Raw genomic sequence first — 22118 nt, forward strand, 5'->3', positions numbered from 1 at the left:
GGGCGCCACACTCCGCTTTTGGGCCGGGCGGCATTTCCCTGTCTTTTTTTTCCAGGCTCCCCCCCCCCGGCGTTTTTAATCTCTATCACCGGGGGGGGGGGGGGGGGGGCCCCCCCCCCCCCCCCCCCCCCGACCGCGGTGCGTCAGATGACGTGCAGGACCCAGGCGTGGTTGGCGAGGTCCTCGTCACGCTTGAACTTCTTCACGATCGCCTTGATCATCTTCATGGCTGTCCCCTTTCCGGGATTTCGAGTGAGTCGCACAGGTGTGGCCGCACCTCAGGTGAAATCCGGCTTTCCGGTTCCGGAAGGCCGAACGGCTTCACCTGCCTCAGGACCTTAACCGAAGGAAGGCGTTCCTGATACCCCTTCGCCGCCTGGAGTTCGAATTCCCTGCGGTGTTGACGGCCCATTCGAATGGCGAATCGTTATAACCTTGTCGGGGTGGCCTTTAACGGCGGGCTTTCCCGCCGGTCGCCGGACGGTGGGGCGAAGGCGTCGGCGAGGACGGCGGCAGCGGAGCGAGCACCGCGAACTCCAGCGGCGCCGACGGGTCCACCGACAGCCCGGCGGGCGCCGGCGCCGCCCCCGCGCGGACCAGTAGGTCGCCGATCGCCGCGACCATCGCGCCGTTGTCGGTGCACAGCCGCAGCGGCGGCACCCGCAGCGCGATCCCGGCCGCGGCGCAGCGCTGCTCCGCGAGCGCCCGCACCCGGGAGTTGGCCGCGACGCCGCCGACCACCACCAGGGTGTCGATCCCGTGGTCGGTGCAGGCTCGCACCGCCTTGCGGGTGAGCGCGTCGGCGACCGCCTCCTGGAGGGCGGCCGCCGCGTCCGGGACGTGCGGCTCGGACTGGGCCTCGACCCAGCGGGCGGCGGCGGTCTTGAGACCGGAGAAGGAGAAGGCGTACGGGTCGTCACGCGGCCCGGTGAGCGGGCGCGGCAGCCGTACGGCCGTCGGGTCGCCGGTGCGGGCGGCGCGGTCGACGGCCGGTCCGCCGGGGTAGGGCAGCCCGAGGATCCGGGCGACCTTGTCGAAGCACTCGCCGGCCGCGTCGTCCAGGGTGTCGCCGAGGTGGACGATCGGGTCCCGGGCGAGGTCGCGGACCAGCAGCAGCGAGGTGTGCCCGCCGGAGACGATCAGCGCGATGCACGGGTCGGGAAGCGGCCCGCCGTCCAGGGTCGCGGCGGCGACGTGCCCGGCGAGGTGGTGCACCCCGTACAGCGGGACGTCGAGCGAGAAGGCGTAGGCCTTGGCGGCGGCGACGCCGACCTGGAGGGCGCCGGCCAGTCCCGGACCGGTCGTCACCGCGACGGCCCCGACGTCCGCGAGGGTCAGCCCGGCCCGGTCCAGGGCCTCCCGCACCACCGGTGCCATCGCGTGGACGTGCGCCCGGGCGGCGACCTCCGGCACCACCCCGCCGTAGCGGGCGTGATCGTCCATCGAGGACGCCACCGCCTGTCCGAGCAGCACGCCGTCCCGGACCAGGCCCGCACCGGTCTCGTCGCAGGAGGACTCGATGCCCAGCACGACCACCGGCGACCCGGTCACCCCTGTCACAGTCAATCACCCTTGTCAGCCATTACACGTTCGGGTGACCATTGTGCCCGACGGGATGTGAGGAACAAGCAGGAGCCCATGCTTCGTTCTTGCAACTCATACGCAATAGTGTTGTCCCGGCACGATCGTCATCGCTCAACCCGCCGAAAGGGGCCGTGTCCTGATGGGCACCTACCAGCTTCCCGACCTGCCGTACGACTACTCCGCGCTCGAGCGGGCCATGTCCGCCGAGATCCTCGAGCTGCACCACTCCAAGCACCACGCCGCGTACGTGAAGGGCGCGAACGACACCCTGGAGCAGCTCGCCGAGGCCCGCGACAAGGAGCAGTTCGGCGGCCTGGTCGGCCTGCAGAAGACCTTCGCCTTCCACCTGTCCGGCCACGTACTGCACTCGCTGTTCTGGCAGAACCTCTCCCCGGAGGGCGGCGAGCGCCCCGAGGGTGAGCTGGCCGACGCCATCACCGAGCACTTCGGCAGCTTCGAGGCCTTCAAGAAGCAGCTCACCAATGCCACCACCGGCGTCCAGGGCTCCGGTTGGGGCATCCTCTCCTGGGAGCCGCTCGGGCAGCGCCTGATCGTGGAGCAGGTCTACGACCACCACGGCAACGTGGGCCAGAACACCACTCCGCTGCTGGCCTTCGACGCCTGGGAGCACGCGTACTACCTGCAGTACCGCAACGTCCGCCCCGACTACGTCACCCGTCTGTGGGACGTCGTCAACTGGCAGGACGTCTCGGCCCGTTTCGCCGCCGTCAAGGGCGCCTGAGCGCCGATCGAGCAGGAGGGCCCCGGGCCGGTCGGGCGGTCCGGGGTCTTCCCCCTGCGGTTCCCACCGCCGGTGCCCGTCAGGGCCGTTGACACCCGGCACGGCCGTTGACACCGGGCACGGCAGTCACACCGAACCGAAGACTCGCCGCCACCCGCTGTTCGCCCGGGACCGCCCCGCGGTCGCTACGCTCGGAGCACCGCCGGTCACCGGCGGTCGGCGGCCGACCGGCCGACCGGGCCCGCCCGCTCCTGAGCGAAAGGTCGTTCGATGGCCCCGCGCCTGTCCGTCGTGGTCCCGATCTACAACGTCGAGCGCTACCTCGGTGAGTGCCTGGACTCGATCGCGGCACAGACCTTCGAGGACTTCGAGTGCGTCATGGTCGACGACGGCTCGACCGACGACGGCCCCGTCCTGGCCAAGGCGTACGCCGCCCGGGACCGGCGCTTCCGGCTCGTCCAGCAGGAGAACAAGGGCCTCGGTGCCGCCCGCAACACCGGCTGGCGCCACCTCACCCCCGGTACCGAGTACCTGGCCTTCGTCGACAGCGACGACACCCTGCCACCGCACGCCTACCAGCTGATGATCAGCACGCTCGACGAGACCGGCTCCGACTTCGCCGCCGGCAACGCGATGCGCCTGCGCACCACCGGCCTCAGCCCCTCGCACGCCCACCGCCGTCCGTTCCGCGAGACCCGGCTGCGTACCCACGTCAGCGAACTGCCCGCGCTGGTCACCGACCGCACCGCCTGGAACAAGGTCTACCGGCGCTCCTTCTTCGATGCCGCGGGCATCCGGTACCCCGAGGGCATCCTGTACGAGGACGCCCCGGTCAGCGTCCCCCACCACTTCCTCGCCGAGCGCGTCGACATCCTCGCCGAACCGATCTACCACTGGCGGGTCCGCGAGGACGGCGCCCTCTCCATCACCCAGAAGAAGACCGACCCGCGCGGCCTGATCGACCGGGTCCACTCGATGGAACTCGTCCGCGAATGGCTCCTCGCCCGCCCCGAGCCGGTGTTCGCCTCGTACCTGAGCGACTACGACCGCAACTGCCTGGTCGAGGAGATCCCGATGTTCTTCTGGTCCCTCCCGGACGGCGACCGCAACTACTGGGAGGTCTACCAGCGGCACGTCAGCCGGCTCCTCCGCGCCATCGGCCCCGACCGGGTGGCGGACCTCAACGCCCAACTCCGGCTCAAGTACCGCCTCACCCTGGCCGACGCGATGAACCGCTTCATCGCCGTCCAGCGTCTCCACCGCGCCGTCCGCCGCACCCGCCAGGCCGCCGCCCGCCGCGCCGGGGCCGTCCGCCGCTGAGCTCCGGCGGCCTCGCGACGACTCAGCGCCGTCCCACCGGAGTGAAGCGGACCGGCGTGCCCGGGGCGGCCTGGGCGACGGCGGGGAGGGCGGTGGCGGGGACCACGCCGATGACGGGGTAGCCGCCCGTGGTGGGGTGGTCGGCGAGAAAGACCACCGGGCGGCCGTCGGGCGGGACCTGCACCGCGCCCAGGACCATTCCCTCGCTGGGGAGTTCGCCGTCGCGGGCACGCTCCAGCGGCGGGCCGTCCAGGCGCAGGCCGATCCGGTTGCTGGTGGGGGAGACGCGGTAGCCGGAGCCGGTCAGGACAGTGAGCGAACGGGCGGTGAACCAGTCGTCGCGAGGGCCGAACAACACGGGCAGGAGCAGCGGGTCGGGCGGCGCGGGCGCCGGCACCACGTCCGCCCCGGCGGCCGGGCCGGCCGGCTCACCGAGAGGCAGCGCGTCCCCGGGGGACAGGGGAGCGGGGCCCAGACCCGAGAGCAGGTCGGTCGAGCGGCTGCCGAGCACCGGCGCGGCGGCGATCCCGCCCGCGAAGGCTACGTAGCTGCGCACGCCCCGGGTCGCCGGTCCCACCTCCAGCAGCGCCCCGGCGGGCAGCCGCACCGGGGCGGCCCACGCGGCGGGCCGCCCGTCGACCCGAACCGCGCACGGCGCGCCGGCCACGGCGACCGTCACCGCGCGGTCCGCCCGCAGCGCGCAGCCGAGCACGGTGGTCTCCAGGGTGGCGGCCGTGGCGGGGTTGCCGACCAGGCGGTTGGCGAGCCGGTGGGCGGGCTGGTCGAGCGCGCCGGAGCGCGGCACGCCCAGGTGCGCGTGCCCGGGGCGGCCGAGGTCCTGGACGGTCGTCAGCAGGCCTGCGTTCATCACGGTGACGGTCATGCGTTCTCGATCACGCTTCCTCGAACGGGCTTCGTCGGGCGGGCTTCCTCGGTCAGGCTTCCGCGATCACGAACCGGACCCGGGTCCCCGGGCTGAACAGGGCGGCGGGTTCGCGGGACGGGTCCCACAGCACGGCGTCGGTGTGCCCGATCAGCTGCCAGCCGCCCGGGGAGGAGCGCGGGTAGACGCCGGTGTACGGGCCGGCGATGGCGATCGCCCCGGCCGGGACGGCGGGGCGCGGGACGGCCCGCCGGGGCACCCGGTAGCGCTCGGGCAGGCCGGTCAGGTAGCCGAAGCCGGGCGCGAAGCCGCTGAACGCGACCCGGAACTCGGTCGCCGAGTGGATGCGGGCGACCTCCTCCTCGGCGACGCCCCACAGCGTGGCGACCTCGGCGACGTCGGCGCCGTCGTAGCGCACGGGGACGGTCACGGTCGCCTCGTTGGTCGCCCGCAGCGGCGGGACGCGCCAGCCGGCCAGGTCGGCGGCCAGGGCTTCGGGGTCGGCCACGCCGTCGAGCAGGACGGTCCGTTCGGCGGGTACGACCTCGGCGACGGCCGGGATCCGGGACGTCGCGCGCCGGCGCTGGAGTTCGGCGTGGAAGGCGATCGTCTCGTCGGCGTCGTCGAGTTCGACCAGGAGCGCGTCCAGGCCGACCCGCAGGACCCGGATGTTCATCCCGTCCACCCCGTCCACCCCGTCTCCGTGCCGCTCTGCCGGGTGGTGCTCACGCGAACGCCTCGACCCGGACTCCGGCCGCCCGCAGACCCGTTCGGACCCGGCGGGCGAGGTCCGCGGCCCCAGGGGTGTCGCCGTGAACGCACAGCGAGCGGGCCCGCAGCCGGATCCGGTCGCCGGTGCGCGCGGTGACCTCGCCGTCCCGGGCGATGGCGACCGAACGGCGGACGACGGCCTCGGGGTCGTGGACGACGGCGCCGGGCTCGCGGCGGGGGACGAGCGTGCCCTGCGGGGTGTAGGCGCGGTCGGCGAACGCCTCGGCCACCGCCGGCAGTTCGGCCCGCCCGGCGGCCTCGTGCAGCCGCGAACCGGGCAGCCCGAGGACGGGCAGACCCGGTGCGGCCAGCCGGACGCCGCGGACCACCGCCTCCGCCTGCTCCTCGTCGTGCACCGTCCGGTTGTACAGCGCGCCGTGCGGCTTGACGTACGCCACGTGCGCTCCGGCCGCCCGCGCGAACACCTGCAACGCCCCTATCTGATAGGCGACTTCGTCCGCCAGCTCGTCGGGCGGGACGTCCATCGCCCGCCTCCCGAAGCCGGCGAGGTCCCGGTAGGAGACCTGCGCGCCGATCCGCACGCCGCGCTCCGCGGCCAGCTCGCAGACCCGCCGCATGGTGCTCGGGTCCCCGGCGTGGAAGCCGCAGGCGACGTTGGCGCTGGTGACCACCGACAGAAGGGCGTCGTCGTCGGTGAGCGTCCAGCGGCCGAAGCCCTCGCCGAGGTCGGCGTTGAGGTCGACGGCCGTCACGGGAGTGCCCTCGGTTCCGAGGCCGACGGCCGTCGCGAGAGGGTGCTCGGGCGGTCTCATCTGGCGCCGCCCGTCGCGGTGCCGTCCGTCATCGCGCCGCCCGTCATCGCGCGGACGATCACCGCGCGTGCGTCGTTCAGATAGCTGGTCAGCTCCACCTCGGCGTCGTCGATCTCGCCCGCCTCCAGCAGCCCGGTCAGCGAATGGTTGCGGCGCAGGAACGGCGCGTGGAGCCCGCGCGCGGACGGGACGGCGGCGAAGGCCAGGCGCAGTTCGGCCATCAGCCGGCCCATGCACTCGTCGATCCGCCGGCTGCCGGCGATCCCCGCGACGGCCTGGTGGAAGTGCAGGTCGGCGGTGCCGACTGTGACCCAGTCGCCGATCGCCTCGGCGGCCTCCGCGCGGTCCAGCGCGGCCCGCACCGCGGCCAGGCGCTCGGGCTCCGCGCTGTGCAGGGCGCGCACACCGGCCGTCTCCAGGGCGAGGCGCAGGGTGTAGATGTCGGCGACGTCGGCCGGTTCGAGGATCCGGACGAACACGCCGCGGTTGAGCTCGTGCACGACCAGTCGTTCGTCGGCCAGCAGCCGGAACGCCTCGCGGAGCGTGTTGCGCGAGACGGTGAGCGCCTCGCCGAGCGCCTCCTCCGACAGTCGGGTGCCGGGGGCGAGCCGGCCCTCGGTGATGTGGTCGCGCAGCACCTCGGCCACCCGTTGGGCGGCGCTGGCGCGTTCGAGTCGGCCCCGATCGGCCGCGAGCGCGTCGAAAATCCCGGTCACGTTCCACCTCCTGAACTCTTGTCGGATTGTTCCACAATCCCCTAGCCTCACGGCAACCCCCGCAGGGTCGCGGCCCATCCAGTCGTGACCGCCTCCGCCCGTGGTGCTCCAGACGGCCGCCCTCGAGGCGGAGGCCCGTTCGAAAGGCGGTCAGGAAGATGATCGTTCTGCTCGGCATCCTCGTCGTGGTGGCGGGGTTCGCCACCCGGCGAAATCCGCTCCTCGTCGTCGGCGCCGCCGGCGTCCTCACCGGACTGCTGGGCGGGATGAGCCCGCTGAAGGTCCTGGAGGCCTTCGGCGCCGGCTTCGCCTCCAGCCGCTCGGTGACCGTCTTCGCCGTCACCCTGCCGGTGATCGGCCTGCTGGAGCGCCACGGCCTGCAAGAACAGGCCCGCACCCTGATGAACAAGCTCGCCAGGGCCAGCGCCGGACGCGTGCTCGCCGTCTACCTGGTGCTCCGCCAGCTCACCGCCGCCTTCGGGCTCACCGGCCTCGGTGGACCGGCCCCGGCGGTACGGCCCATGGTCGTACCGATGGCGGAGGCCGCCGCCGAACGCCGCCACGGCACGCTGACCGACAAGGCCCGCGAACGCCTGCGCTCCTTCGCCGCGAGCGCCGACAACGTCGGCCTGTTCTTCGGCGAGGACTGCTTCCTCGCCGTCGGCTCCATCCTGCTGATCACCGGTTTCGTCAACGCGACCTACCACACCGACCTGGAGCCGGTGCAGCTCGCGCTGTGGGCCATCCCCACCGCGGTCTGCGCCACCCTCGTCCACGGCGCGCGCCTGCTGCGCCTGGACCACACCCTTGCCCGGGACCTGCCCGCCGCAGCCGGCCGGGCCACCACCTCCGCGCGCATCGAGGAGTCGAGCAAGTGATCAAGGTCGAGTGGCTGTACTGGCTGGTCGGAGCCGTCTTCCTCGCGATGGCCGCGCAGATGGCGGTGGACCGTGGCAACCCCCGGCGGTACGGCAGCGCCGCCTTCTGGGGCCTGCTCGGCGCGAGCTTCGTCTACGGCACCTGGGTCGCCGACAAGAGCGCCCCCGCCGCGCCGCTGGGCATCGCCGTCCTGCTGATGATCTGTCTGGCCGGCTTCGGCTTCACCGGTCGCGGCACCCCCACGGCCGCCGCCCCCGAACAACGGGCCGCCTCCGCCGCGCGCCTGGGAAGCCGGCTGTTCATCCCCGCGCTGGCGCTCCCGCTGGTCGCGCTGGCCTGCGGAACCCTGCTCAAGGGCGTGCACCCGGGCGGCGGCGGTCCGCTGCTGCAGACCGGCAGCGAGACGCTCCTCGGGCTGGGCATCGGCACGCTCGTCGCCCTGGGCGTGGCGCTGCTGCTGACCCGCGAGCGCAACCCGGTCGTCGCCCTGCGCTCCGGCCGCGGGCTGCTGGAGGCCATGGGCTGGGCACTGCTGCTGCCCCAACTGCTCGCCGTCCTGGGCTCGATCTTCCAGAGCGCCGGCGTCGGCACCCAGGTCGGCAAGATCACCACCCACTTCCTGCCGGACGGGAGCAAGTACGCGGCGGTGGCGGTCTACTGCCTCGGCATGGCCCTGTTCACCGTCATCATGGGCAACGCCTTCGCCGCCTTCCCGGTGATGACCGCCGCCATCGGCTGGCCGGTCCTGGTCACCCAGCTGCACGGCAGCCCTGCCGTGGTCCTGGCGGTGGGCATGCTGGCCGGCTTCTGCGGCACGCTGGTCACGCCGATGGCGGCCAACTTCAACCTCGTTCCGGCGGCACTGCTCGAACTCAAGGACCAGTACGGGCCGATCAAGGCCCAACTGCCGACTGCGGGTGCGCTGTTGGTCTGCAACGTCGTCATCATGTCCCTCTTCGCGTTCTGACCTCCTTCCTCGTCCCGGAAAGGCCGCCCCATGACCCGGGTCCTGCTCACCGGCTTCGAACCCTTCGACGGCGCCGACGTCAACCCGTCCTGGGAGGTCGCCCGCCGCGTCGCCGACACCCCGCCCGAGGGGCTCTCGGTCACCGCCGTGCGGCTGAGCTGCGTCTTCGGCCAGGCCGCCGAGGAACTGCGCACAGCCGTACGGGAGTTCACCCCTGACCTGGTGGTCTGCCTCGGCCAGGCCGCCGGCCGCCCGGACATCACCGTCGAACGCGTCGCCATCAACGTCGACGACGCCCGCATCCCCGACAACGCGGGCCGCCAGCCGGTCGACCAGCCCGTCGTCCCCGACGGCCCGGCAGCCTACTTCTCGACCCTGCCCGTCAAAGCCTGCGTCGCCGCCGCTCGGGAGGCGGGCGTCCCCGCCTCCCTGTCCCACACCGCGGGAACCTTCGTCTGCAACCATGTCTTCTACGCCCTGATGCACCTGCTCGCCACCCAACACCCCAGCGCCCGCGGCGGATTCGTCCACATACCCGCCCTCCCCGAACAGGTCCTGGACGGCTCCAAACCCTCCCTCCCCGCCGACTCCGTCGCCCACGCCCTGCGCGCCCTCCTCGCCGCCGCCGCGACCCGCACAGCCGACCTCCGCGTACCGGAGGGCGCGACTCACTGACCATCCACCAACGAAGCTCACCGCGGCGGCACCCCTTCCCTCTCGGAGCCCACCGAGGCACCGCGAACAGCACTCGGCACGAGTCGGCAACCCAACCCCCACCTCCTTCACGAGGGGTGGTGTACTGGGGACGGTCGTCCGCCCCGTGTGGGGGTGCTGTTCTCGGCGGCCGTGGTGGAGCGGGGTTCGTCGCCGGGGGTGACCGCTAGGCGCACTCCAGGGTCTGCTTCATGACCTGGGCGCCCCGGCTCACCCGCAGGCGGACCTGCTCGGCCATCTCGTGCGGGAGCACGTCCGTGGTCCAGAGGAGGCGGCAGCGGCCGGGCCCCTCCGGGAGGACCCGGAACGAGGCGTGGTGGTGCGTCAGGGGGAGCTCGAAGCCCTCGACCGCCGAGTACGCCAGCCGCCGCAGGTCGTCGTCGATGCCGACGGTCAGCTCGCGGATGACCGCGCCGCCCGGCATGGTCAGGTAGCGGACACCTCCGTCGACCCGGGTGTCGAGGACGTAATCGGGGATGAGGCGCTCGTGCACGGCCCCGACGTCGCGGATCGCGTCCCAGACCTCGTCCGCGTCGGCCTCGATCAGGACGTCCTCGACGATGGTGGCGATGGCTGCCGGCTCCCCTCAGGCGGTACCGAAGAAGCTGTCCAGGATCCGCTGCGCGGCCAGCCCCGCCGGCAGCGTACCGGCGCGGACCTGCCCCTCCAGCTCCGGGGCCAGCCGCCGCACCTCCGGGTGCTCGTGCAGCCGCGCGTACAGCTGGTCGTGGACCATCGACCACGTCCACTCGACCTGCTGCTCCCGCCGCTTGGCCGCCAGCGCCCCTGTCGCGTCCAGCACCTTGCGGTGCTGCTGCAACCGCTCCCACAACACGTCCAGCCCGGCCCCGTCGAGCCCGCTGCAGGTCAGCACCGGCGGCGTCCAGGCCGCGTCCGGTGCCTGCAACAGCCGCAGCGCGCCCGCGAGTTCACGGGACGCAGCCTTCGCGTCCCGCTCGTGCGGCCCGTCGGCCTTGTTGACGGCGATGACGTCCGCGAGCTCCAGCACGCCCTTCTTGATGCCCTGGAGCTGGTCGCCCGTCCGCGCCAGGCTGAGCAGCAGGAAGGTGTCGACCATCCCCGCCACCGCAGTCTCCGACTGCCCGACGCCCACCGTCTCGATGAGTACCACGTCGTACCCCGCCGCCTCCATGACCACCATCGACTCCCGGGTGGCCTTGGCGACCCCGCCCAGCGTCCCGGAGGTCGGCGACGGCCGGACGAAGGCCGCAGGATCGACGGCCAGCCGCTCCATCCGGGTCTTGTCGCCCAGGATGGAGCCGCCCGTCCGGCTGGACGTCGGGTCGACGGCCAGCACCGCGACCCGGTGGCCCAGCCCCGTCAGCATGGTCCCGAAGGAGTCGATGAAGGTCGACTTGCCGACTCCGGGCACCCCCGTGATGCCCACCCGGACCGCCCCGCCCGCGTGCGGCAGCAGCCGCTGGAGCAACTGCTGCGCGAGCGCGCGGTGGTCGGGCCGGGTGGACTCGACGAGGGTGACGGCACGTGCGATCCAGGCGCGCGAGCCGTCCAGGACGCCCGTCACATAGCTGTCGAGGTCGATAGTCCGCGGAGGCATGCGATCAGGCAATCACAGCTCGTGGCCGAGGTCGGCCGCCAGCGCCGTCAGCAGGTCGTACGCCGCGTCCGGGATCACCGTGCCGGGGCCGAACACGGCTGCGGCGCCCGCCTCGTACAGCGCGTCGAAGTCCTGCGGGGGGATGACCCCGCCGACCACGATGGTGATGTCCTCGCGCCCCGCCTCGGCGAGTTCGGCACGCAGCGCGGGCACCAGCGTGAGGTGCCCGGCGGCGAGCGAGGAGACGCCCACGATGTGCACGTCCGCCTCCACGGCCTGGCGGGCGACCTCGGCCGGGGTCTGGAACAGCGGGCCGACGTCGACCGTGAAGCCGAGGTCCGCGAACGCGGTGGCGATCACCTTCTGGCCGCGGTCGTGGCCGTCCTGGCCCATCTTGGCGACCAGGATGCGCGGACGGCGGCCCTCGGCCTGCTCGAACCGCTCGACCAGGTCGCGGGTGCGCTGGAGGGGAGCCGACGGGCCCGCTTCGTCTCGGTACACACCGGAGATGGTACGGATCTGACCGGAGTGGCGGCCGTACACCTTCTCCAGGGCGTCCGAGATCTCGCCGACGGTGGCCTTGGCGCGAGCCGCGTTGACGGCCAGGTGCAGCAGGTTGCCGTCCAGCGAGCCGCCGCGCTGCGGGCCGGCCTCGGCGGCCGCCGTCAGCGCGCGCAGGGCGTCCTGGCAGACGGCCTCGTCGCGCTCCTCGCGCAGCCGCCGCAGCTTCTCGATCTGCCGGGCGCGCACGGCGGAGTTGTCGACCTTGAGGACGTCGATCTGCTCGTCGCTCTCCACCCGGTACTTGTTGACGCCGATCACCGGCTGGCGGCCGGAGTCGATCCGCGCCTGGGTGCGGGCGGCGGCCTCCTCGACGCGCATCTTCGGGATGCCCGCGTCGATGGCCTTGGCCATGCCGCCGGCCGCCTCGACCTCCTGGATGTGCTGCCAGGCCCTGGAAGCGAGGTCGTGCGTCAGCTTCTCGACGTACGCCGAGCCGCCCCACGGGTCGATCACCCGGCAGGTACCGGACTCCTGCTGGAGCAGCAGCTGGGTGTTGCGGGCGATGCGGGCGGAGAAGTCGGTGGGCAGCGCCAGCGCCTCGTCGAGGGCGTTGGTGTGCAGCGACTGGGTGTGGCCCTGGGTGGCGGCCATCGCCTCGACGCACGTCCGCGTGACGTTGTTGAACACGTCCTGGGCGGTGAGCGACCAGCCCGAGGTCTGCGAATGGGTGCGCAGCGAAAGGGACTTGGCGTTCTTCGGGTCGAACTGCCTGACCAGCTTGGCCCACAGCAGCCGGGCCGCGCGCAGCTTGGCGACCTCCATGAAGAAGTTCATGCCGATCGCCCAGAAGAACGACAGCCGCGGCGCGAAGGCGTCCACGTCCAGCCCCACGTCCAGGCCCGCGCGCAGGTACTCGACCCCGTCGGCCAGGGTGTAGGCCAGCTCCAGGTCGGCCGTGGCTCCGGCCTCCTGGATGTGGTAGCCGGAGATGGAGATCGAGTTGTACCGGGGCATCTTCTGCGAGGTGTACGCGAAGATGTCCGAGATGATCCGCATCGACGGCTGCGGCGGGTAGATGTACGTGTTGCGGACCATGAACTCCTTGAGGATGTCGTTCTGGATGGTCCCCGCGAGCTTCTCGGGCGGTACGCCCTGCTCCTCGGCCGCGACGATGTACAGCGCCAGGACGGGCAGCACCGCGCCGTTCATGGTCATCGACACCGACATCCTGTCCAGCGGGATGCCGTCGAACAGCTGGCGCATGTCGTAGATCGAGTCGATGGCGACGCCCGCCATGCCGACGTCACCGGTGACGCGCGGGTGGTCGCTGTCGTAGCCGCGGTGGGTCGGCAGGTCGAAGGCGACCGAGAGCCCCTTCTGGCCGGCCGCCAGGTTGCGGCGGTAGAAGGCGTTGGACTCCTCGGCGGTGGAGAAGCCCGCGTACTGGCGGACGGTCCACGGCTGGTTGACGTACATGGTCGGGTACGGCCCGCGCAGGTATGGGGCGATGCCGGGGTACGTCTCCAGGAAGTCGAGTCCGGCCAGGTCGGCCGCGGTGTACAGCGGCTTGACGCCGATGCCCTCGGGGGTGTCCCAGACCAGCTCGTCGGCGTCCTTGCCGGTGGACCGGCGCCAGGCGGCCCGCCACTGGGCGTCGGAAACCCCGGGGACGTTCCCGGCGGCGCCGCCGTCCAGCCCGATTCCGGTGAAGTCGGGGATCATCGAGCCACCTCGTCCTCGTCGGCGCCGCTCGCGCCGGTGATCTGGTCCAGCAGGGAGGTCAGGACGGCGATCGCGTCCCCGCCCGCGTAGATGAACTCGTCCACTCCGGCGGGCACTTCGGCGGGCCGCCCGGCCAGCAGCACCCGCTGGGCGCCGGCCGCCTTCAGGGCGCCCGCGACGGCTGCGGCGTGCTCGCGGTACAGGGCGTCGCCGGAGCACAGGCAGGCGACGACGGCGCCCGACGCGGCGAACGCCGCCGCGAACGCGGCCGGGTCGACGCCCTCGGCGGAGACGGTCGCGATGCCACCGGCCTGGAACAGGTTGGCGGCGAAGGTGGTGCGCGCCGTGTGGGCGGCGGCGGTGCCGAGCGAGGCCAGAAACAGCTTCGGGCGGGCGCCGGTCTGCGCCAGGAAGGCGTCCGAGCGGTCCCGCAGTGCCTCGTACGCCTCGGCGCGGCGCACCCGCGGCAAGCCGCCTTCCGGCGACACCGGGGCCGGCTCGCGGACCAGCGGCTGCTCGTCCAGGTGCGGGAACTCGCTGACGCCGGTGACCGGTTCGCGCCGCTTGGCGAGCTTCGCGGAGCGCTCGGCCCAGGTGGCGGCGATCCGCTCGCCGACGAGGCCTTCGGCGAGTGCCGCCTGCTGGCCGCCGGCCCGCTCGATCTCCTGGAACCAGGCCCAGGCCGCCTGGGCCAGCTCCTCGCCCAGCTGCTCGACGTACCAGGAGCCGCCGGCCGGGTCGATCACCCGGGCCAGGTGGGACTCCTCCAGCAGGATCGACTGGGTGTTGCGGGCGATCCGGCGGGCGAAGGCGTCGGGGAGGCCGAGCGCGCTGTCGAAGGGCAGCACGGTGACGGCGTCGGCACCGCCGACCCCGGCGGCCAGGCAGGCCACGGTGGTGCGCAGCATGTTCACCCACGGGTCGCGGGCGGTCATCATCACCCGGGAGGTGACGGCGTGCTGACGCTGCGCCGAGGCCTCGGCGCAGGCGCCGGACACCTCCGCGACCCGGGCCCACAGGCGGCGCGCGGCACGGAACTTGGCGATGGTCAGGAACTGGTCGGCGTCCGCGGCGAAGCGGAACTCCAGCTGGCCGAGCGCGGCGTCCACGGACAGTCCGGCGGCGGTCAGCGCGCGCAGGTAGGCCACGCCGGTGGCCAGCGCGCAGCCCAGCTCCTGGGCGGGGGAGGCACCGGCCTCGTGGTACGGCAGGGCGTCCACCGTGAGCGCCCTGACGTTCGGGTACCCGTCGGCGCAGCGGGCGGCCAGCGCGGTGGCCTCGGCGAGCAGCGCGTCGGTGCGGTCGACGGAGCCGGTGCGGGCCTGGAGGCCGAGCGGGTCGGCGCCGAGGTTGCCGGCGGCGGAGCCGGGGGAGACCTCGCGCTCCTCGTACAGCTTGAACAACTGCTCGGCGGCGTGGGTGAATTCGGGTCCCGCGTCGAGTGTCACGGCGGCCAGGTCGAGGTACACGCCGGTGAGCACCTCGGGCAGGGCGGCGACCGGAAGGCCCGTGCCGCCCAGTTCCAGCCAGAGGGAGCCGACGCCGTGCTCCAGGTCGGCCAGTACGGCTTCGTTGGTGCGCCGCGGGTCGGGGTCGGCGTGCCGCTGGCGTACGTCCCACCCGGAGACGGCGGAGCCCTGCGGCCGGCCGCCGCGGACGAACGGCGGGAAGCCGGGGTAGCCGGGCTCGGCCGAGGTGTTCTCGGCGGTGTACAGCGGGCGGGCGCGCAGCCCGTCCGGGAGCGCGGTGGTGAGCGCCTGCTCGGCGGCGGCGCCGTCCTCGGGCTGGGCACCGGACTTGCGCAGCACACCCTCGACGAGCTGCTGCCACTGCTCACGGTGCGCGGCCGGGAACTCGGCGGCGAGGGGGAGCCTTTCGGGCGGGACCTTCATGTGCGCAGGTTAGCGCCCGTTCGCAGGCCCGTAGGAGGGGCGGCGCGTGTGAGCTTGTTCTCGCTTTGGCGAACCTTTAGCACTCCGTCGGCCGTGGAGTGTCAAGAGGGGCGTCGACGGCGGCGCCGGGCGGGTGCCGACGGGAGTGCGGGGAGGGGGATTGCGGAACTCCGCCACTCATCTATTAAGTTACTTCGAAGAAGGCGGGCGGGGACGGCATCCCCCGTACGTCCCCGCCCGCCTTCGTCGTCCCCCGACGCTGTCCGATGCCGTCCCCCGACGCCGTCCGAAGCCCCTCGAAGGAGCCCACCGCGATGGGAAAGCGCCGCAAGCCCAGTCCCCCGAGCCGGGCCCGCATGGCGGTCCTCACCACGGCGATGGCCGGCGGCGCGGTGCTCGCCGCCGGCACCGCCCACGCCGAGCCGACCCCGACCCTGGCCTCCGTCAAGGAGCAGGTGGACAAGCTCAACGAGGAGGCCGAGCAGGCCATCGAGCAGTACAACGGCTTCCAGGACAAGCAGCAGAAGCTCCAGGGCGAGGCCAACAAGATCCAGGAGAAGGTCGCCCGCGGCCAGGAGACGATGAACGAGCTGCGCACCCGGCTCGGCGCGGTCGCCGCCGACCAGTACCGCAACAACGGCATCGACCCGTCCGTCCAGCTGATGCTGGACTCCGACCCGGCCGCCTACCTGGAGCGCGCCGCGGTGCAGAACCAGGTCACCGACGGTCAGACGGCCCTGCTCAAGCAGGCCCAGGACGAGCAGCGCAAGCTCGACCAGGACCGCGCCGAGGCCACCGCCACGCTCGCCCAGCTCGACTCGGTCGGCACCGAACTGGCGGCGAAGAAGCAGCAGATCCAGACCAAGCTGTCCCAGGCGCAGGCCGTGCTCAACAAGCTGAGCGCCGAGGACCGCGCCAAGGTCAACGCCCAGCAGGCCGCCGACAAGGCCAAGGCCGAGGCCCAGCAGGCGGCCGCCGCGGACCGCGCCTCCCGCTCCTCGGCCCGCCAGGACCTGAACGCCCCGGCCCCGCCCGCCAGTGGCCGCGCCGCCACCATCGTCCAGTTCGCGTACGCCCAGCTGGGCAAGCCCTACCAGTGGAGCGCCACCGGTCCCAACAGCTTCGACTGCTCCGGTCTCACCGGCGCCGCCTACCGCGCGGCCGGTCTCAAGCTCTCCCGGATGTCCCAGGACCAGTGGAACGACGGCCCGCGCGTCGCCCGTGCCGACCTCCAGCCCGGCGACCTCGTCTTCTTCTACGGCGACATCCACCACGTCGGCATCTACATCGGCGACGGCAAGATGATCCACGCCCCGCGCACCGGCAAGAACGTCGAGGTCCTCCCCATCGACGCCATGCCGTACGTGGGCGCCGTCCGGCCGTAGTCACCGCCGGCGGGCGGCCGACCGTGCGTCAGCCGCCCGCCGGACCGTCGTCAGCCGACGACCGGAGCGCCCGTCAGTCGACGATCAGCAGGCTGGCGCCGTTCGGCGCGCTGGAGCGGTGGGCCTCGGCGTCGTCGGCCACCTGGTAGCTGCCGCCCCGGCCGGTGACCACGACGCGGCCGTCGTCGAGCGTGGTGACGAGCTCGCCCTCCAGGACGTACAGCACGTGCCCCTTGCGGCACCAGTGGTCGGCGACGTACCCGGGGCTGTAGTCCACCCGGCGGACCCGGACGCCGCCGAAGTGCTGCACGCGACTGGTCACCTCACCGCTCTCGCCCGGTTTGCGGTCCTCGCTGACCTGGCTCCAGTCGGTGGCGGTGAAGGGGAAACCGGTGAGATCCATGCGGGCACCCTAACCGCCAGGTCACGGGCGGGGCCCGTGAATTACGGCGTCGCCCGCCGGTTCGGCCCCTACCCTTGAAGGGCCCCGCGGCCCGGTTGCCAGGCAGGCCTGGCCCCGGCCGCGAACGTCTGCGACACCAACTACACGATGGTCGCCAAGCTGCCGAAGAGCGTGCTGGGCCGGGCCCGCGCCTACGACGGCCTGCACGACCGGCTGCGCGAGCGCGCGGCGGCGTACCTGCGGCACCGGTAGGTGCCGGTATGCCGGCCGGTTCCGACCGGTTCCGACCTGGCAGTCACGGGTGCGGCGCGCAGGCCAGCAGGTACGGCAGCGCGGGCAGCGTCGACAGCCCGATCCACCAGGTGAGTCGGCGCCGTCGGCCGCTGCCCGGCCGGGCCAGCCGGCGGACCCGGGCGAGCACCCCGGTGGAGGCGACTCCGAGCGACCCGCCCGGAGTCGCCCCGGAGGTGGCCAACGCGCAGAGTGCCGAGGCCAGTTCGCCCCGGGACACCTCCGCCAGCGCCGCGTCGTCGGCCGCCATCTCCAGCAGCAGCGCGACCTCCGAACGCCCCAGCCGGGCCAGCGGCAGCGGTCCGAACAGCAGCGCGAAGGTGTCGACGGGCAGCCGGAACAGGTGGTGGCGGCCGCGGATGTGCCCGCGCTCGTGCGCGACGGCCGCGGCCAGCTGCCGCTCGTCCAGCAACCGCAGCGCTCCGCGCGACAGCACCACCCGGGAGCGGCGCCCGGGCAGGCAGTAGACGGTCGGGTGGGCGTGCTCCAGCACCAGCGCGCCCCAGCGCCGGTCCCGTACGGCGACCACGTCCAGCACCGCCCGGTGCCGCCGCCGGGCCCGCCCGGCCCGGACGCCGACGGCCGCAACCAGCGCGGCGAGCACCGCCCCGGCCGTGGCCAGCAGCCACCAGTCGTGGGTATGGGGCAGCACCGGCCGGGCCGGTTCGAGGTGGGGGAGCAGACCGATCAGCCCGGCCGGCTCGTGCGCGGCGGGTTCGATCGCGTGGTGCCCGGCGAGCACCAGGGCGACGGTGAAGGAGGCCATCAGCGCGAGCCACAGGGTCGCGCCGAGAGCGGGACGCGCCTGGAGCCGGGCGGAGCCGGCCAGTCGGCGGGGCAGCAGCACGCCGGTCACGGCCAGGTGGAGGCCGAGCAGGGCGAGCGTCACTCGGCGTCCCGGGCCTTCACCTGTTCGAGGGCGGCGATCAGCGCGGACGCCTCGTCCCCGCTGATCCGGTCGACGAAGTGCAGCAGTGCGCCGGTCCGGTCCGGACTGGTCTCCAGCGCCTGGTGCATCAGCTGGGCGGTGTAGGCCCCCCGGGTGCAGGTCGGCTCGTACACCCAGGCGCGGCCGACCTTGGCCCGGCGCAGCCAGCCCTTGGTGTGCAGGATGTCCGCGACGGTCGTGACGGTGGTGTACGCGACCGCCCGCTGCTGCTGGAGGTCGTCGACGACCTCGCGCACCGTGGCCGGACGGCCCCAGGACCAGAGCCGGTCCATGATCTCGGCCTCGAGATCGCCGAAACCCCGTAGCACCGCCCTCGTCTCCCTCACCGAACCGTTCGCCGGCGCCCTTCGCCCGCTGGAACGCGGCCCATGCTACGGCGAGCGCCGGGCGCCCGCCCCCGGGTGACGGGAACGGGCGCCCACGGAGTCCGGGCGGTGCTCAGGGGGTGCGCAAGGAGTGCCTCACGTGGTCAAACGGTGATCAGGACAGCCGCCGCCCCAGCGCCACCCGGGAGCGGGTGAACAGTGCCGCGAGCAGCCCCGCCACCACCGGCAGCACCAGCACGACCAGCAGCAGCTCCCCCCAGGGCGCGGTGATCAGCGCCGGCTGCGAGGACCCACTGGCCCGGGACTTCAGCAGCCCCACCGCCGGGACGAACCCGTTGGCGGCTCCGAGCACCGCCCCGAGCAGGGCGATCAGCGCGCACTGCAGGCCCGCCATGGTCCGGCGGATCCGCGGCGGTGCGCCGACGGCCGCCAGGGTGGCCTGGTCCTGCCGGGAGTCGGCGGCCGCGAGCCCGGTGGCGATACCGGCCGCGCCGAGCACGACCAGTCCGGCGAAGCCGCTGAGCGCGAGGGTGATCGCGTCGCTCCTGGGCTGGTAGCCGCGCTCGACGGTCAGCTCGGCGTGGTGGTCCAGCCGGACGGCGGCGGCCGCGGCCCGCTGCTGCGCCTTGCGGTCGGGCGGGGTGGCCGGCCGCCACACCGCGCCCTGGGGCGCCGCGGCGAGGCCGAGCCTGGTCAGCGCGGTGGTCGGCAGCAGCCCCTGGGCGAAGCGGGCGGCGTCGGGGTCGTCGACCAGCACCGCGTCCACCGGGACTTCCTGGAGGTCGGGCTTGGGGGTCTGCCCGGGCTGCAGCGGCGCGCCGCCGCCCCCGCGCAGCAGCATCACGGCCTTGCCGTCGGCACCGATCAGCGAGCGGTCGAAGACCAGCAACTTATCTGCTGCCAGAGCCTGTTCGGCCTGCCGGTCGCGGACGTCGAACAGGTTGTGCAGCACGGTGACGTCCCCGGTGGCGACGTGCGGCGGGTCGGCGAGCCGACGCGGTTCGGCCGGGCCCTTGAGCACGACGGTGCTGGAGCAGTTGTCGCAGAACCGGTAGACCAGCTGGCCGACGTCGGCCCGCGGGCCGAGCCCGGTCAGCTGCTTCTCCACCTCGGCCGGCAGCTGGGAGGCCTTCGGCCCGTCGTTGTGGCTGATCAGCTGGACGGCGCCGTACGGGGCCTGCGGCCGGTAGTCGCGCCGGTTCTCGGCGTCGGTGCTGGTGCTGTACACCCCGATGGCGACGGCTCCGGCCACCGCGGCCATCACCGCGGCGACGGCCGGCGCGGTGCGCGAGCGGTTGCGGGCGGAGTCCCGCAGCGCAAGCCGGGGGCCGAGCGGGAGCCGTCCGGCGAGCCGGCCGAACAGCGCGACCAGCACCGGGGTGCAGGCGAGCAGGCCGAGTTCGGCGGTGATCGAGCCGCCGAGCACGGTGAGCGTACGGGCGTCGTAGGTGCTCACCACGGGCAGGCCGCGCTGCACCGCGCCCGCGCCGTACATCGCGATCGCGCCGCCGCCGAGGATCAGCGCCACGCCGAGCACGGTGACCAGGCGGTTGGGCGCCCGGACGGCGTCCCGCCCGGTGAGCCCGGCGGTGACGCTGCGCCGGGCGGCCTGCCAGGCCGGCAGCGCGGCCGCGAGCAGCGCGGTGAGCAGGCCGATCCCGGCGATCGCCAGCAGGTCCAGCGGCGGCAGTGCGAAGTGCCCGAAGCGCGCTCCGCCGACCTCCTCGATCACCGGCCGCAGCCCCGCGACCAGCCCGGTGCCGACGGCCACGCCGAGCGCCGCCCCGGCCAGGCCGAGCACCAGGCCGCCGCCGAGCACCACCGCGCCGATGTGCGAGCGCCGGCCACCGGCGGCGCCCAGCAGGGCGAGCTGGCGGCGGGAGCGGCGGGCGCCGACCGCGAAGGCGGGCCCGGCGAGCAGGGCGACCTCCAGCAGCGCCATCCCGGTCACGGTGGCGACCACGACCTTGGTGCTGTTGCCGATGGCGGGGTCGCGGTAGGTGGCGGAGTCCCGGTAGTAGGGGACGGCCCCGTAAGGCGGCGGGTCGAGCGCGACCGAGCGCGCGGTGAGGGTGTAGCCGTGGGCGTTGAAGAGCTGGACCTTCGCCCAGTCGAGGCCGGCCCCGCCCGGCAGGTGCACCAGCCAGGAGGGGTGCCCGGTCCGCGCCTGCTCGGCGGCGGGGCGCCCGGGCTCCGTGGCGGCGGCCAGCGGGTCGAGCAATTCACCCGGCCTGGCGACGAGTTCGACCCGGCCGAGCTCGTCGGGGTGCTCCACCACACCGGTGATGGTGAAGGTGGTCTGCTCCAGCCCCTGGACGGTGGTGGTTCCGCCGAGCGGGAGCCCGGAGTGGTCCAGGAAGGCCTGGGTGGCGGCCAGTTCGTGCGGGGCGCTCGGGGCGCGGCCCTTGACCAGGTTCAGCCGGCCGCGCCAGACCGGGTCGCCGAGGTCGGCCTCGGTGGTGAGGGTGCGGACCAGGCCCTCGGGCGAGGTCGCGCCGGTCTCCGGTCCCGGCCGCGCCGGGGTGAGCGTGCTGCCGGGCGGCAGCAGCGAGCCGACCAGGGCGGCCGGGTCGGTGCCGACGGCCTTCACCTGCTCGGGCGTCGGCTGCTGGCCGGGGCGGGGCTGCACGGCGAAGGCGCCGTCCTCGGCGACCGGGGCCTGTTCGACGCTCTGGCCCGGGCTGAGCGCGGTGACCAGCGCGTCCGCACCGCCCACCACCCGCTCGACCCGCTCGGCCGGGGTCAGTTGGCCGCTGCGGTGGACCACGTCGGCGCCGGTGACCCCGAGGACGGGCAGTGCCACCATGGCCAGGATCAGGGCGCTGCGCCCCTTGGCCCGCAAGGCGTCGCGCCGGGCGACCCGCAGCGCGACCTTCCACGCTCCGAACCTCACCGGGCCACCTCGTCAAGGGAGTTGGGGCGGTGGACGGCGGCCTGGCAGCCGCCGGAGCGGCGCCCGCTGCTCTCCGAGGCGACCGCGCCGTCCCGCAGGTGGACCACTCGGTCCGCCCAACTGGCGTGCGCGGCCTCGTGGGTGACCATCATGGCGGCCGCCCCAGCGTCGCAGCGGGCGCGCAGCACGGCGAGCACGGCGTCGCCGGTGGCGGAGTCGAGCGCGCCGGTCGGCTCGTCGGCGAGGACCAGCCGGCGCTCACCGATCAGGGCCCGGGCGATGGCGACGCGCTGCTGCTGGCCGCCGGACATGTCGTCGGGGAAGCGGTCGGCGAGTTCGCCGATGCCCAGCTCCTCCAGGGCGGCGAGGGCTTCGCGGCGGGCGGTGCGGCCGGAGACGCCGTCGAGTTCGCGTGGCAGGGCGATGTTCTCGGCGGCGGTGAGCGCCGGGATCAGGTTGTAGTCCTGGAAGACGTACCCGACGGAGCGCCGCCGCAGGTCGGCGAGCTTGCCCCGGCTGAGGCCGCCGAGGGTCACGCCCTCGACCAGCACCTGGCCGTCGCTGGGCAGGTCGAGCCCGCCGGCCAGGGTCAGCAGGGTCGACTTCCCGGAGCCGGACGGCCCCATCACGGCGACGAACTCGCCCGCGTGGACGGTCAGGTCGACGCCGCGCAGGGCGTGCACCTCGGCGGCGCCGCGCCCGTGCACCCGGGAGACCCCGGCCAGCTGCAGGACGGGTGCGGGCCGGCTCGGATCGATGTGGGACACAGTTCCCCCTCGTGAGCTGTTCAGCTGCATATGTCGGTGAACTATATATGCCGGGAGC

Annotated in this window: 20 protein-coding genes; 6 read left to right on the forward strand and 14 right to left on the reverse strand. The window is 73.7% G+C overall.

What is annotated here, in order from left to right:
• Nucleotides 1-450 precede the first annotated feature (450 nt).
• Nucleotides 451-1551 (reverse strand): tRNA (adenosine(37)-N6)-threonylcarbamoyltransferase complex transferase subunit TsaD, encoded by a 1101-nt coding sequence (gene tsaD / locus ACH4J0_RS13025; protein WP_396239292.1) that lies wholly within the window; start codon nucleotides 1549-1551, stop codon nucleotides 451-453.
• A 172-nt stretch (nucleotides 1552-1723) separates the two neighbouring features.
• Here tsaD and ACH4J0_RS13030 point away from each other — a divergent pair, with 172 nt between their 5' ends.
• Both ACH4J0_RS13030 and ACH4J0_RS13035 read left to right on the forward strand, forming a co-directional pair.
• Complete coding sequence (locus tag ACH4J0_RS13030) at nucleotides 1724-2326, forward strand: superoxide dismutase (RefSeq protein ID WP_396239294.1); 603 nt, start codon at nucleotides 1724-1726, stop codon at nucleotides 2324-2326.
• A 270-nt stretch (nucleotides 2327-2596) separates the two neighbouring features.
• Nucleotides 2597-3646: a glycosyltransferase family 2 protein gene (locus ACH4J0_RS13035; RefSeq protein ID WP_396239297.1), complete on the forward strand. Its 1050-nt coding sequence runs from the start codon at nucleotides 2597-2599 to the stop codon at nucleotides 3644-3646.
• A 22-nt stretch (nucleotides 3647-3668) separates the two neighbouring features.
• On the opposite strand, the gene ACH4J0_RS13040 is transcribed toward ACH4J0_RS13035, so the two are convergent.
• Genes ACH4J0_RS13040 through ACH4J0_RS13055 form a run of 4 tightly spaced genes read right to left on the reverse strand, consistent with a single transcriptional unit; the run spans nucleotide 3669 to nucleotide 6789 of the window.
• Nucleotides 3669-4529, reverse strand: coding sequence for a biotin-dependent carboxyltransferase family protein (locus ACH4J0_RS13040; protein ID WP_396239299.1), 861 nt, complete (start codon nucleotides 4527-4529; stop codon nucleotides 3669-3671).
• 52 nt (nucleotides 4530-4581) lie between these two features.
• On the reverse strand, nucleotides 4582-5205 hold the full coding sequence (locus ACH4J0_RS13045) for an allophanate hydrolase subunit 1 (protein WP_396239301.1): 624 nt from the start codon (nucleotides 5203-5205) through the stop codon (nucleotides 4582-4584).
• A 49-nt stretch (nucleotides 5206-5254) separates the two neighbouring features.
• Nucleotides 5255-6013, reverse strand: a complete 759-nt coding sequence (locus ACH4J0_RS13050) for a LamB/YcsF family protein (protein WP_396239303.1) — start codon at nucleotides 6011-6013, stop codon at nucleotides 5255-5257.
• A gap of 56 nt (nucleotides 6014-6069) precedes the next feature.
• Nucleotides 6070-6789, reverse strand: a complete 720-nt coding sequence (locus ACH4J0_RS13055; protein ID WP_396239305.1) for a GntR family transcriptional regulator — start codon at nucleotides 6787-6789, stop codon at nucleotides 6070-6072.
• Between the two features lie 158 nt (nucleotides 6790-6947).
• Between ACH4J0_RS13055 and ACH4J0_RS13060 the strand changes: the two genes are divergently transcribed.
• From ACH4J0_RS13060 to pcp, 3 genes are read left to right on the forward strand one after another with little or no spacing between them, the layout of a single operon-like run.
• Nucleotides 6948-7667 (forward strand): DUF969 domain-containing protein, encoded by a 720-nt coding sequence (locus ACH4J0_RS13060; RefSeq protein ID WP_396239306.1) that lies wholly within the window; start codon nucleotides 6948-6950, stop codon nucleotides 7665-7667.
• On the forward strand, nucleotides 7664-8635 hold the full coding sequence (locus tag ACH4J0_RS13065) for a DUF979 domain-containing protein (protein ID WP_396239308.1): 972 nt from the start codon (nucleotides 7664-7666) through the stop codon (nucleotides 8633-8635). The genes ACH4J0_RS13060 and ACH4J0_RS13065 overlap by 4 nt, the downstream gene beginning before the upstream one ends.
• 30 nt (nucleotides 8636-8665) lie before the next feature.
• Nucleotides 8666-9310 (forward strand): pyroglutamyl-peptidase I, encoded by a 645-nt coding sequence (gene pcp, locus ACH4J0_RS13070; RefSeq protein WP_396239310.1) that lies wholly within the window; start codon nucleotides 8666-8668, stop codon nucleotides 9308-9310.
• Between the two features lie 205 nt (nucleotides 9311-9515).
• On the opposite strand, the gene ACH4J0_RS13075 is transcribed toward pcp, so the two are convergent.
• The 4 genes from ACH4J0_RS13075 to ACH4J0_RS13090 are packed head-to-tail and all read right to left on the reverse strand — an operon-like array spanning nucleotide 9516 to nucleotide 15046.
• Nucleotides 9516-9920: an SRPBCC family protein gene (locus ACH4J0_RS13075; protein WP_396239491.1), complete on the reverse strand. Its 405-nt coding sequence runs from the start codon at nucleotides 9918-9920 to the stop codon at nucleotides 9516-9518.
• A 15-nt stretch (nucleotides 9921-9935) separates the two neighbouring features.
• On the reverse strand, nucleotides 9936-10928 hold the full coding sequence (meaB, locus tag ACH4J0_RS13080; RefSeq protein WP_396239312.1) for a methylmalonyl Co-A mutase-associated GTPase MeaB: 993 nt from the start codon (nucleotides 10926-10928) through the stop codon (nucleotides 9936-9938).
• A gap of 12 nt (nucleotides 10929-10940) precedes the next feature.
• Nucleotides 10941-13154 (reverse strand): methylmalonyl-CoA mutase, encoded by a 2214-nt coding sequence (gene scpA, locus ACH4J0_RS13085; RefSeq protein ID WP_396239314.1) that lies wholly within the window; start codon nucleotides 13152-13154, stop codon nucleotides 10941-10943.
• Nucleotides 13151-15046, reverse strand: coding sequence for a methylmalonyl-CoA mutase subunit beta (locus ACH4J0_RS13090; protein ID WP_396239316.1), 1896 nt, complete (start codon nucleotides 15044-15046; stop codon nucleotides 13151-13153). Before ACH4J0_RS13090 ends, scpA begins: the two co-directional genes overlap by 4 nt.
• A gap of 314 nt (nucleotides 15047-15360) precedes the next feature.
• On the opposite strand from ACH4J0_RS13090, the gene ACH4J0_RS13095 reads away from it, so the two are divergent.
• Entirely contained in the window at nucleotides 15361-16431 is a 1071-nt protein-coding gene (locus ACH4J0_RS13095; RefSeq protein WP_396239318.1) for an NlpC/P60 family protein, read from the forward strand.
• Between the two features lie 73 nt (nucleotides 16432-16504).
• Here the strand turns inward: ACH4J0_RS13095 and ACH4J0_RS13100 are convergent, their stop codons facing one another.
• The 5 genes from ACH4J0_RS13100 to ACH4J0_RS13120 form a co-directional block, all read right to left on the reverse strand.
• The gene (locus tag ACH4J0_RS13100) at nucleotides 16505-16834 is read right to left on the reverse strand and encodes a DHCW motif cupin fold protein (protein ID WP_396239320.1); all 330 of its coding nucleotides are present in this window, start codon (nucleotides 16832-16834) and stop codon (nucleotides 16505-16507) included.
• A gap of 295 nt (nucleotides 16835-17129) precedes the next feature.
• Entirely contained in the window at nucleotides 17130-18014 is an 885-nt protein-coding gene (locus ACH4J0_RS13105; RefSeq protein WP_396239322.1) for a M56 family metallopeptidase, read from the reverse strand.
• Nucleotides 18011-18346 (reverse strand): BlaI/MecI/CopY family transcriptional regulator, encoded by a 336-nt coding sequence (locus tag ACH4J0_RS13110; RefSeq protein ID WP_396239493.1) that lies wholly within the window; start codon nucleotides 18344-18346, stop codon nucleotides 18011-18013. The genes ACH4J0_RS13105 and ACH4J0_RS13110 overlap by 4 nt, the downstream gene beginning before the upstream one ends.
• Nucleotides 18347-18554: 208 nt before the next feature.
• Complete coding sequence (locus tag ACH4J0_RS13115; RefSeq protein WP_396239324.1) at nucleotides 18555-21293, reverse strand: FtsX-like permease family protein; 2739 nt, start codon at nucleotides 21291-21293, stop codon at nucleotides 18555-18557.
• A complete protein-coding gene (locus ACH4J0_RS13120; protein WP_396239326.1) occupies nucleotides 21290-22090 on the reverse strand; it encodes an ABC transporter ATP-binding protein in 801 nt (266 codons plus the stop codon). Before ACH4J0_RS13120 ends, ACH4J0_RS13115 begins: the two co-directional genes overlap by 4 nt.
• Nucleotides 22091-22118: the final 28 nt, after the last annotated feature.

Source organism: Kitasatospora sp. NPDC017646, from assembly GCF_044329365.1.
In the GTDB taxonomy this organism is placed as follows: Bacteria; Actinomycetota; Actinomycetes; order Streptomycetales; family Streptomycetaceae; genus Kitasatospora.

What these genes read in the sequence shown, in the direction of transcription:
- meaB (WP_396239312.1), bottom strand. Translation starts at nt 10,928, where the DNA reads ATGCCTCCGCGGACTATCGACCTCGACAGCTATGTGACGGGCGTCCTG.
- ACH4J0_RS13030 (WP_396239294.1), top strand. Translation starts at nt 1,724, where the DNA reads ATGGGCACCTACCAGCTTCCCGACCTGCCGTACGACTACTCCGCGCTC.
- scpA (WP_396239314.1), bottom strand. Translation starts at nt 13,154, where the DNA reads ATGATCCCCGACTTCACCGGAATCGGGCTGGACGGCGGCGCCGCCGGG.
- ACH4J0_RS13110 (WP_396239493.1), bottom strand. Translation starts at nt 18,346, where the DNA reads ATGGACCGGCTCTGGTCCTGGGGCCGTCCGGCCACGGTGCGCGAGGTC.
- ACH4J0_RS13060 (WP_396239306.1), top strand. Translation starts at nt 6,948, where the DNA reads ATGATCGTTCTGCTCGGCATCCTCGTCGTGGTGGCGGGGTTCGCCACC.
- ACH4J0_RS13035 (WP_396239297.1), top strand. Translation starts at nt 2,597, where the DNA reads ATGGCCCCGCGCCTGTCCGTCGTGGTCCCGATCTACAACGTCGAGCGC.
- ACH4J0_RS13120 (WP_396239326.1), bottom strand. Translation starts at nt 22,090, where the DNA reads ATGCAGCTGAACAGCTCACGAGGGGGAACTGTGTCCCACATCGATCCG.
- ACH4J0_RS13090 (WP_396239316.1), bottom strand. Translation starts at nt 15,046, where the DNA reads ATGAAGGTCCCGCCCGAAAGGCTCCCCCTCGCCGCCGAGTTCCCGGCC.
- ACH4J0_RS13095 (WP_396239318.1), top strand. Translation starts at nt 15,361, where the DNA reads ATGGGAAAGCGCCGCAAGCCCAGTCCCCCGAGCCGGGCCCGCATGGCG.
- ACH4J0_RS13100 (WP_396239320.1), bottom strand. Translation starts at nt 16,834, where the DNA reads ATGGATCTCACCGGTTTCCCCTTCACCGCCACCGACTGGAGCCAGGTC.
- ACH4J0_RS13040 (WP_396239299.1), bottom strand. Translation starts at nt 4,529, where the DNA reads ATGACCGTCACCGTGATGAACGCAGGCCTGCTGACGACCGTCCAGGAC.
- pcp (WP_396239310.1), top strand. Translation starts at nt 8,666, where the DNA reads ATGACCCGGGTCCTGCTCACCGGCTTCGAACCCTTCGACGGCGCCGAC.
- ACH4J0_RS13045 (WP_396239301.1), bottom strand. Translation starts at nt 5,205, where the DNA reads ATGAACATCCGGGTCCTGCGGGTCGGCCTGGACGCGCTCCTGGTCGAA.